The organism is Thermodesulfobacteriota bacterium, assembly GCA_039028315.1.
Lineage (GTDB): Bacteria > Desulfobacterota_D > UBA1144 > Nemesobacterales > UBA2774 > CR02bin9.
Genome location: JBCCIH010000064.1, coordinates 1 through 11,101 on the forward strand (window position 1 = coordinate 1; position 11,101 = coordinate 11,101).

At 38.9% G+C, this 11,101-nt stretch carries 7 protein-coding genes; 5 read left to right on the forward strand and 2 right to left on the reverse strand.

The window, feature by feature from the left end:
- From AAF462_05500 to AAF462_05510, 3 genes are all read left to right on the forward strand, one after another.
- The coding region (locus AAF462_05500) for a 4-alpha-glucanotransferase (protein MEM7008575.1) at positions 1-856 on the forward strand (856 nt) is incomplete at its 5' end.
- A gap of 97 nt (positions 857-953) precedes the next feature.
- A complete protein-coding gene (glgA, locus tag AAF462_05505; GenBank protein ID MEM7008576.1) occupies positions 954-2,426 on the forward strand; it encodes a glycogen synthase GlgA in 1,473 nt (490 codons plus the stop codon).
- A 152-nt stretch (positions 2,427-2,578) separates the two neighbouring features.
- Entirely contained in the window at positions 2,579-5,230 is a 2,652-nt protein-coding gene (locus tag AAF462_05510) for a glucosidase (GenBank protein ID MEM7008577.1), read from the forward strand.
- Positions 5,231-5,273: 43 nt separating this feature from the next.
- On the opposite strand, the gene AAF462_05515 is transcribed toward AAF462_05510, so the two are convergent.
- The gene (locus tag AAF462_05515) at positions 5,274-6,314 is read right to left on the reverse strand and encodes a hypothetical protein (protein ID MEM7008578.1); all 1,041 of its coding nucleotides are present in this window, start codon (positions 6,312-6,314) and stop codon (positions 5,274-5,276) included.
- A 573-nt stretch (positions 6,315-6,887) separates the two neighbouring features.
- On the opposite strand from AAF462_05515, the gene AAF462_05520 reads away from it, so the two are divergent.
- Positions 6,888-8,507: a hypothetical protein gene (locus AAF462_05520; protein MEM7008579.1), complete on the forward strand. Its 1,620-nt coding sequence runs from the start codon at positions 6,888-6,890 to the stop codon at positions 8,505-8,507.
- A gap of 64 nt (positions 8,508-8,571) precedes the next feature.
- On the forward strand, positions 8,572-10,188 hold the full coding sequence (locus AAF462_05525) for a hypothetical protein (GenBank protein MEM7008580.1): 1,617 nt from the start codon (positions 8,572-8,574) through the stop codon (positions 10,186-10,188).
- A gap of 58 nt (positions 10,189-10,246) precedes the next feature.
- Here AAF462_05525 and AAF462_05530 read toward each other — a convergent pair.
- Positions 10,247-11,101, reverse strand: an 855-nt coding sequence (locus AAF462_05530) for an HAD family hydrolase (protein ID MEM7008581.1), incomplete at its 5' end; no start/stop codon positions are given.

An 11,101-nucleotide genomic window follows, 5' to 3' on the forward strand; every position in this document is an offset into this window, starting at 1 on the left:
AGATATTCCCTATTATATAAATTATGATAGCTCAGACGTATGGGCTAATCAGCAGCTATTTAAACTGGACAATGATAAAAGACCTGAGTTTGTGGCAGGTGTGCCCCCTGACTACTTTAGTGAAACCGGCCAGCTTTGGGGTAATCCGGTTTACAATTGGGATAAACATAAAGAAAGCCAGTATTTATGGTGGATAAATAGAATAGGACATAACCTATCGTTGTTCGACAAATTAAGGCTAGATCATTTCAGGGGATTTGTCTCATACTGGGAAGTTGATGCCGGTGAGACTACAGCCCTAAACGGCAAATGGGTTAATCTAGATGTCACTAATTTTCTAGACACTTTATTCTCAAAGTTTGATAAATCGAACTTTATTGCCGAAGACCTCGGACTTATTACAGATGATGTTAAGGATGTGATTAAAAAATATGATCTTCCTGGTATGAAGATACTTTTATTTGCCTTTGGAGACGACTATCCCTACGGCGATTACTTACCTAGTAATTTAGAAAATAACTGCGTGATATACACAGGCACCCATGACAACAATACAACTCTAGGATGGTGGTGCGATGAAGCAAGCGATATAGAGAAAAATAGAGTTAAAGAATATTTGGAAAAAGATGTTGATAAGCAAACGGTGAATTGGGAATTAATTGAGCTTGCTGTTTCATCAAGGGCTGACACCTCTATTATTCCGATGCAGGATTTATTGGAACTCGGAAGCTCTTCACGCATGAATACGCCATCTACAACTTCGGGCAATTGGATGTGGAGATTAAATTCTATGGAGAATTTTCAAAAAATTATTGAAAAATTAAGTGGACTCAGTGATTATAGTAGTAGGGGTTGATTAGTTTACATTTTTATCTCTTACAAACGCTTGGTGGAAAAGCACCTTTTTCCCCTAAGTTCTAGAGATTATTATAGATATTGACAGGGGAAAGCAAATGAATGTGCTTTTTGTGGCTTCAGAAATGGAGCCTTTTGCAAAAACTGGTGGGCTTGCAGACGTCGTAGGAGTATTGCCAAAAAGATTAAGCGACCTCGGATTGGATGTAAGGGTTGTAATACCACTCTATAAAGAAGCTGAGAGAAATTTAAGACGACTAGGGATCAAAGCCCAAACACTAAGAAACAAAGAAGTTATAGTTCCTATAGATTGGATTGCACATAAAGGCAAAATAAAAGAAGCTAAAATAGATGGAGTTACCGTTTATTTTCTAATAAACGAAGAGTTCTATGATAGAGCTTATATTTATGGCTCCCCAGTTGGCGACTATGCTGATAATGACCTCAGATATGGTTTCTTGTCATTAGGTTCACTTGAAATTGCAAAAACCTTAAATTTTAAACCCGATATTATTCACTGCAACGACTGGCAAACAGCACTTATACCAATATCCCTTAAGTGGAAGAAACACTATCATGATGATCCTTTTTTCAAAGACACTAAAGTCGTATACACGATCCATAATATTGCTTACCAGGGTCTCTACCAGCAGGATATCATAGACAAGTTTGGTCTTCCTTCCTACGTTTTTAATATGAATGGGCTTGAGTTCTATGGAAAAGTGAATCTTATGAAAGGTGGAATTATCAGCTCTGATCTGGTAACCACAGTAAGCCCAAGATATACAGAGGAAATTAAAACTCCTGAGTATGGTTATTGGCTTGACGGCGTGTTAAGGTCCATTTCCAACCGCAACAAATTGGTTGGAATAATGAACGGTCTTGACTATGACGTATGGGATCCAGAGACTGACAATACCATTTGTATGAAATACGGCCCTGATAATCTTGAGGGCAAGGCTATGAATAAATTAAAATTAAGAAAGCGGCTAGGATTTAAATCAAAAGAGAATAAACCACTTATAGGAATAATCTCAAGACTTGCAGACCAAAAAGGAATAGATCTTGTTGTTGATTATCTAGACCAAATATTAGACTTAAACGTAGAACTAGTTGTACTTGGAACCGGGGATAAGAGTTATGAAAATATACTCACAGAGAAAATGAAGCTCTATGGGGATAAATTCTCTGCAATAATCGGATATAACGACAAGAAGGCAAGAGCAATCTATGCAGGAAGCGATATGTTCCTTATGCCTTCACGATTTGAGCCTTGCGGGCTTGGCCAGCTAATGGCGCTTAAATATGGAACAGTTCCTATTGTAAGAGGCACTGGTGGTTTATTAGACTCTATAATTGACTACAAACGTAATTCGGAGCTTGGAAACGGATTTGTATTTCACGAATTTGACGGAAAAGAAATGTTAGAATCAATTGAGAATGCCATTTCTGTCTACAATAACCCTGCTGAGTGGCATGCACTAGTAAGAAAAGACATGGCTGAGAACTTTTCCTGGCGAAAAGCAAGTGAGATATATAGAGATCACTACGATAAACTATTAGGCAACTAATTACTTAGTGTGCCCTAACCTAAGAATTTCTAAACAAATTGAAAAACTACATAGTTCTTAAATTTTGATTAACAATTATCTGCTAAACTGTGCTTAAAAATTAAATTGAGAACTATATATTATTCTCATACTTAGAATATAAGGAACAATTAATGAACAAAGAACAAAAAAAACTAAAAGAGGACAGAGAAAGAAAAGCTTATTGGAGAAAATGGGGTCCTTATCTTAGCGAAAGACAATGGGGCACTGTAAGGGAAGACTATAGCTCAAATGGAGAGGCGTGGGAGTATCTTCCTCATGATCATGCGCGCTCTAGGGCCTATAGGTGGGGCGAAGATGGGATTGCCGGTATCTCAGACAACCATCAAAGGCTATGTTTTGCTCTAGCACTGTGGAACGGTAAAGATCCAATCATAAAAGAAAGACTGTTCGGACTAAACGGCTATGAAGGCAATCATGGGGAAGATGTAAAAGAATATTACTACTATCTTGATAACACACCAAGCCATTCATATATGAAGTACTTATACAAATACCCACAACAGGAATATCCATACGATGAGTTGATTAGTAAAAACAACCAACTTGGGAAACTCGACCCGGAATACGAGCTCATAGATACAGGAGTATTTAATGACAATAAATATTTTGATGTGTTTGTCGAGTATTCAAAGAACGATCCGGAAGACATACTTATTAAGGTTACGGTTTTCAATAGAGGACCAAAGAAAAGCGAATTATTTGTCCTACCAACTCTATGGTTTAAAAATGACTGGTCATGGTATAAGAATAAAACTAAGCCTTTGATAAAATTATTAAAAGAAAAAGAAAAGACCTATATAGTTGAGTCTTCCCACCCTACTCTGGGCGAGATGTATTTTTACACTCATGAACCAACTGAGCTTCTATTTACCGAGAACGAAACAAATATGCAAAGACTACATGGTAGCAAGAACTCGTCTAAATATGTAAAAGACGGCATAAATGATTATGTAGTAAACTCAACAAAAGACTGCATAAACCCTGAGCTCAGTGGAACTAAGTTTTCGCCTCTATACAAAATAAAACTAAAGTCTGGTGAATCAACTGAGCTTAAGTTTAGACTTAGTAAATCTAAGAATTTAAGATCGCCGTTCGGAAAAAAGTTTGATGAAATATTTTCAAGATCTATTAAAGAAGCAAACGAATTTTACAGTGAGCTGGCCCTGGGGACTCTTGATGAAGATCAATTACATATCCAGCGCCAGGCTTTTTCCGGAATGCTTTGGACAAAGCAGTTCTATAACTATGTAGTCGAGGAATGGCTAAACGGTGATGTCGTTTTTCCTCCTCCCGCTGAGCAAAGAAAGCATGGGCGCAATCATAGCTGGAGACATGTATATGCAGATGATGTTCTCTCAATGCCCGACAAGTGGGAATACCCATGGTTTGCGGCGTGGGATACAGCTTTTCATACAATTCCCTTTGCCATGATTGATCCTGACTATGCAAAGCGTCAGCTACAAAGGCTTACACGTGAGTGGTACATGCATCCAAATGGACAAATTCCCGCATATGAGTGGGCATTTGGTGATGTAAACCCGCCTGTGCATGCATGGGCAGCATGGCGTGTGTACAAAATTGAGAGCAAACATTATGAAAAAGAGGACAAACAATTTCTTGAGAGCGTATTCCAAAAACTTCTTTTGAATTTCACCTGGTGGGTAAACAGAAAAGACGTGAAGGGTAATAACATATTTGAGGGAGGATTTTTGGGGCTAGATAATATCGGGATTTTTAATAGGAGTGAGACACTGCCCACGGGAGGATACATACAGCAGGCTGACGGCACCAGCTGGATGGGGATGTACGCGCTAAATATGCTTACAATTTCACTTGAGCTTGCAAAAACCAATAAGAGTTATGAGGATATTTCTAGTAAGTTTTTTGAGCACTTTCTCTACATATCAAACGCAATTAATGGATCAGGCAACCACGAAACCGGGCTTTGGAACGAGGATGATGGTTTTTACTATGATGTATTGAACCTTCCGGATAATGGCAAAATTCCTCTTAAAATAAGGTCCATTGTTGGTCTAATACCTCTATTTTCAATCATGACTATTGAGCAGGATCTAATAGATTCCCTACCAGGATTTAAGAGAAGAATGAATTGGTTCATCGACAACCGCCCGGACCTCGTAACCCAGTGTGCAGTAGGAAAAGAAGAAGAATCGGAAAGAAGCTTTTTATCCATTTTAAACCAATATAAGTTAAGACTCATTTTAGACAGAATGCTGGATGAAAATGAATTCTTAAGTCCTTATGGGGTAAGGTCATTATCTAAATACTACGAGAACAACCATTACTCTCTGAAGATAGATGGTAGAGAGTACAGCATTGACTATGAGCCCTCCGAATCTAAAACTGGGCTTTTTGGTGGAAACTCTAACTGGAGAGGCCCTATATGGTTTCCAATTAATTTTCTGATTATTGAATCGCTGCAAAAATATCATCACTATCTTGGTGACAGTTTCAAAGTTGAGTGCCCCAGCGGATCAGGGAATTTAATGAACCTGTGGGAAGTTTCTTTAGAAATATCAAGAAGGCTACTATCCATTTTTACAAAGGATCACAACAATAAACGTCCATATTATGGAAATGTTGAGATGTTCCAAAATGATCCGCTTTGGAACGATTTAATACTATTTAATGAATACTTCAATGCAGATAATGGCGCTGGACTGGGAGCTAGCCACCAGACAGGGTGGACGGGGCTTATAGCAAAAATAATCCAGCAATGTGCTGAATATCCTGAGTATTAGTAGAATTACTTCTCGAAGCTATGGTTTTAGGGTTGGAATATAGTTATAAAATAAACGAGCCAAAGGTAACTAATAGAAAAGCTATTACAAATACCCACCTGGACCAATAATCTAGATTGTTTGCCTCTTGCTCCCTTTTCTGACTCATATACCTTGCAACTATAGAAGTCTCCACAAGAACAGCAAAAACTAAGAACATAGATCCAAATATGAAATAGTCCATGTGGGTTAAATATGAAATCTTTGGAAGCAGATTGCCTAATAAAAACCTATATGCAATAAGCGTAAGTATGGCAGTAATAGCAATGCTAAGTTTTGGACCGGTATGGTTAGGATCTATAAAAAGTACGACCAATGACATAAGCACAATTAACATTAAAGGAAGAAGGACCTTGATAAGATAGAATTTAACAAGCCTCTTTGCTTCAAACTCAAAAACAACTCCAGGAAAAGTAGGAAGTTTGGGTCCAATTTCTATCTCCTCAGTATATGCGTCCCAACTCCTTATTTCCCAATCAGTTACAGTCAGAATCTCTGACATATCGGTTCGTTCAGGATTTATATTAAATGTTATGTTGTCAGAATCCTTACCCACTGCCACGAGTTTTATCTTAAGAGAGTGCTCATCTAATGGAAAGTCTTTTAAATTCATTGGGTAGGAAAGCGTACCCCAATAGCGCTGGGTGAAATAAACATTTCCATTAGGCAGGACTGTCACTTCATCACGAAAGGTTGTAAACAACTTTTGCTGATTTAGTATCTGCAAGTTTGGAGTCCACACATCATCAGTATCCATGACACGATAATACTCTATATCTTCAACTAGCCTTGGATCATTCCACTCTGTAACCACAGCAAAATTAGCAACAAATGATTGTTGAGCACCGTCAATGCTATCTATATCTATGACTACAACCCCAACATTTATTGGGAATTTCTCATTCTCGTCTCCAGGCCGAACCTCAGCGATATACTCCTGTTCAGCTTCATCTTGAGCTAAAGATGCATAACCGCCGAAAACCGTAAGGCATAATAAGACAAATAGAGTGAAAAGTATAGTGGTATGTATGTAGTGATTTCCCATCTTTCTAAATGAATAAAAATAGCTTTATGATTCTGTATTTTTGCCCTTGGATCCCCAAATCCATTTGAGAAGGCCAGAATTATTATAACAGTAAATCTAAAAAATTAGAATTTTCATCTAATTTAAAATATTCCATAACATTTTTATTTTTGAGGTTATTTCAGGGTCTATATTTAAGCACTATATGAAATAATTTAGATTGTATATATTGACTCGGTTTGGCATATATATGTTATAGCTGTATAATTGTATTAGGTAGGTTTAAATTTTAGAATCCTTAATTTTTATCGAATTATATGAGTTTTAAGTGAAAGGGGACAAATGCGGCAGTAATTACCTGGAGGGTAATATGTGGTGGGGGTTTGTACACTTAATACTTTCTCATATGTATTATAGGCGGCTACGTTATTACGCATGTTTATACCTTAAGTTATGCGAACGCCTATTATTAGCACCCCTGTATTTCCACATAACTTCCATAAGCACAATCCATAGGACCATGGGACCCAACTTCGCGCGTTTTGTTTTATTTACGAATAGTTGGTGGCGTCTACAAACTTTAAGGAGGGAGTTATGTACAAAAAATCTTTCTATCGCAGTGTATTGGTTCAAAAATTTTCAATCATAGGTTTATTTGTAATATTTTCATTGGGCCTAATTGGAGGATGCAATGATAACAATGGCTCTGGTGGTGAGGGTGAAACCCGCACTCCTATTCATGGAGTATTGTTAGGAATGCATAGCAATGAGGCTCTTCAGGGACTAAATGCTGAGCTTGATTTGGGAGAACACACGGGAGAGGCCAACCATATTCATCTAGATGGCAAGGAAATAGGCAATCTAACAGATGAAGAGAAAGTGCTTATTAGACAGGCATATAATCAAGGGTTCATCATATCTCTATATGACATGGACGAGGCAAGAATACAGCGCGTCTACAGAGACGTACTCCAAGATCCAGATGTGCACTCAGAAGAAGATTTTGTTGAGGTGGCTGCCGAAGAGGAATATTTTGCATTTAATATAGAACAGATTGATGGCAGACCTTGGAGCTCAATTGCTACAAACGATGCTATTGATATGATTGAGGAGTTTCAAAATATAGGAGGCAACGTTGGGCAAGGTGAGCCTGACCCACTTCCAAATGAGTATAGGATTTATGGTGAGCACACAAGAAATTGGATAGAAGATCAGCCATTGCGAAAGGATTTATTATTAGACGACGGGATAGTATCAAGTAATCCTAGAGCACTTATTAATGAGCTTGAAGCCCGCAATGTCGATAGATCGGGAAATGTTTTTGACTTGGCAAAAACATGGATTCATACCAATACGTTTACTGTCGATTTTTTAAGCTCAGGCGCAATATCCGGAAGCGGCATTGATCCTAATGTAGTCTGCGGGCAAGCAGGTCTTGCCGCTAACAACTGCAGAAACACCTACACAATAACTAACCAGGCATGGATCATTACGAATCAGTCCCCATCATCATTTTTATTCGTTCTCCAGGACATGACTCTTGACAATACAGCCGGAGAAATAGTTGGAGAATCCGTTTCGAACGATTCTAGGAGACAAAAAGCTTGGTACATGTCCAAATTCACGGTTGCTAACTATGTATTTGCCAGCCCCGCAGGTCTGTTATCCACAAATGACGCTGTTTTAGATTCAGCCTTTCCTGGAGACGATTTTAATGCCATTAACATTTCTAAATCCAGTTTTGGCAATGCTAGGTTTGATACCAATGACGGAGGAAGCAGTACTAGTTCTACATTGAACTGGACTGTAAACGGAACATCTGATTTTGGCAATCTCTCAATTGAGAACGTCTCTGAAACTCTAGCTCAGCAGGGCGGACCTCAACTGGGTAATGACGCTTCTTGGATTTACTCTGCACCAGTACCGGGAAAAAAGAGGGATGTATGTCGAGACCGATTTTTAGATGATCCTATATCAGCTGCTAAAGGAGTAACCAACCCTACACATGCATTTGTTATTGAAATAGATGGATTCCCAGGTGAAACACTAACACTCAAGACTTCTGCTCAAGTGGTATTAAATAATACAAGACTTAGTGGTTGTAATAGTATAGGGTGCAGATGCGATACGGTAACGACTGATAAAGTAACAAAACCAGACGGGACCCTACCAATTGTGTTTAACCAGTCCATAAATATACCGAATGTGCCATAAGAGATGCGTACATAAATCACTCAACTAACGAAGAATACGGAAAAAAAACAAAAGGAGAATGGACATGTCAAAAACATTTAAATCAAAAAGGAAATTACTTGCCAATATATCTTTAATTATAGCTCTTTGCTTTGTGTCATTCTATTTGATCGGAGGTTGTAGCAACGATTCTTCCATTCAATCAGACCCTACTATACGTACTCTGGGGCAGCATAGAGATACTCCTCTAGATCATATTGCAGCTGAAGTTAATACTGCCCCTCATGAAGGAGTTGCAGACAACATCCTTCTTGACGGAACATCATTAGAAGGCTTGAACAATTCTGAAAAAATTTCGGTCAAAGAAGCTTATATCGCAGGATTTACAATAATGCTTTATGATGCAACAAGAAGAGATATTGCCATGCTTTACCGAGATATCTTAGATCATCCATTTAATTATGCCAACTTAGATAGCCTAGATGGTTTAGACGATACTGATCAAAATCCTACTTTTGCAATAGAGCAGCACAACGGCGTGGATTGGACTAATACTCTTCAGTTTGCATCTTCAAATGAGCCTTTCCAATTCGAAGGAGATCCAGCTATACAGGCTCCATTAATAAATGAATATACTCCTCACGGCCAACATATAGATGATTGGCTGAGGATGTATGATGATAGAAAACAGCAGCTTCTTGATGAGGGTATTATTACTAGCAGCGCCAGGGAGTTACTCGAAGAGATAGATACATCGCCTAGGACATCACAGACACAAGAAGGCACATTATTAGATCTAGCTAATGCAAATATCCACACAACTACTAATAATGTTACTTTTCCTTTTGAACTTGATGGACTTAGAACTACCTACCAAATGACGTCAAAAGTTTGGATTGTTACAGCCGATTCCGTGGCTAATGGAGTACAGTCCTATATGCTCGTTGCTCAGGATTTTAATCTGGCAAATAGCAACGGATGGTTAGATGGCGCACAAACAACCCTAACAGACGGAACTAGAACAAACAAACCTAGCAAAGTATCAGATACAAACAAACTATGGTATCTAAAAGAGTTCTCTGTTAGTAACACTTACAAGGCTATCAGGAAATCTGATCAGAATCCTAACCAGACTATCGTTGAACTTCTTACAAATAGCACAGCCTCACTTGCAGATAACTCTCCTGACACAACTGCAGCAGAAACAAGCTCAGAAACAACTGGTGTTTCAGTTGGGATTAGCGGCATGGTTGCGGCAAATCAGACACAAGGCGGGATTGCTAGCATTTCGGGCGGCGTTAGCTGGTCCTCATCAAGAACTGTTACAAAATTTGATATCAATATAAATAACCTCTCAGGCTCAAACGGACAAACTCTAAATGACGCCACTTGGCAGTATTTGCCTAAACTAGCCAAAAGAAATGCTCAAGGGATTAAGGCAGATACCGTTGATAGTCCTGCTGAACTTGCCCATGAAACATTCACACCTGGGGTTGCTTTTTATGTAATTCTTGACGGTAAATATGCGGGACAGACATTGGAGCTAGACTCAATATTCACTATCCAAACGAGACAAACATACTTGACCAATTGCAACTTTAGGAATAGTAACTGCGATGAGGCAACCACAGACGGTCTAGATCCTGTATTTGAGCCAACTCATACACAGACTGTGGCTATTCCGGTAGCGCCAGAAAGTTAAAATATTCAAATGCGGTATATATATTGAATATTTAGCAAAAAAGGCTGATTAGATTATGTCATTTCCCATTTGAATCAAATGGGAATATAACCTTCCAGTCTTCTTTCATATCTACAACGGTCCAACCTTTTTCGTTGGCCTGAACAAGGGCTTTATCTAAGCGCCCAATATGAGAGTCCTTGTCATAAGCCCATTCTCTTTTTTCATCTGTATGATGAACTAGGACCATTAAGCTTGGACCATCTCCTGCAGCAGTCCACTGCAGCATCTGCAGATCCCCATCGGAATTGCCAAAGGCCGCAATTGGTCTTCGTCCGATATGTGAGTTAATCCCAACTGGCTTTCCTTCTTTGTCATCGATAAAGTCTATCTCGGCTTTGCGAACCAATACCGGCTTACCATCACGCATTTCAAATTCGGTGACTATACTACTTCCCACAACTTGTTCGGGCGGTATGCCATAAACTTTTTCAGTCCAGGGACGCATAAACTCTATTCCGCCGCCTGATACTATATAAGTTTTAAATCCGTTTGCCCTAAGATATGTAAGCAGCTCAAGCATTGGCTGGTAGACAATATCAGTATAAGGAAGGTCAAATCTAGGATGTTTTGCTTTCTTTAGCCAATTAGAAACAATTTGTTGAAATTCAGCCTGTGTCATCCCAGCATGTGTAGCCATGAGAAGTTTCATTAATCCTTCATAGCCGCTTTCAGCAAGCGCTTCTTTATCATTTTCCAGCACGGCCTGAAAAGGCTGCTCAGTTTTCCACTGTGGATTGGCTGGAGCTAGCTCTTTTATGCGGTCTGAGACAAAAGCAAGCTGAAAATAAATCGGCTGCTCTGCCCAAAGTGTGCCGTCATTATCAAATACAGCAATTCTCTCTTCTGGTTTTACATAAGACTTACTATTTGG

Bases quoted from the DNA above. Each gene is read 5' to 3' on its own strand.
- glgA (MEM7008576.1), top strand. From the start codon at position 954: ATGAATGTGCTTTTTGTGGCTTCAGAAATGGAGCCTTTTGCAAAAACT.
- AAF462_05525 (MEM7008580.1), top strand. From the start codon at position 8,572: ATGTCAAAAACATTTAAATCAAAAAGGAAATTACTTGCCAATATATCT.
- AAF462_05510 (MEM7008577.1), top strand. From the start codon at position 2,579: ATGAACAAAGAACAAAAAAAACTAAAAGAGGACAGAGAAAGAAAAGCT.
- AAF462_05520 (MEM7008579.1), top strand. From the start codon at position 6,888: ATGTACAAAAAATCTTTCTATCGCAGTGTATTGGTTCAAAAATTTTCA.
- AAF462_05515 (MEM7008578.1), bottom strand. From the start codon at position 6,314: ATGGGAAATCACTACATACATACCACTATACTTTTCACTCTATTTGTC.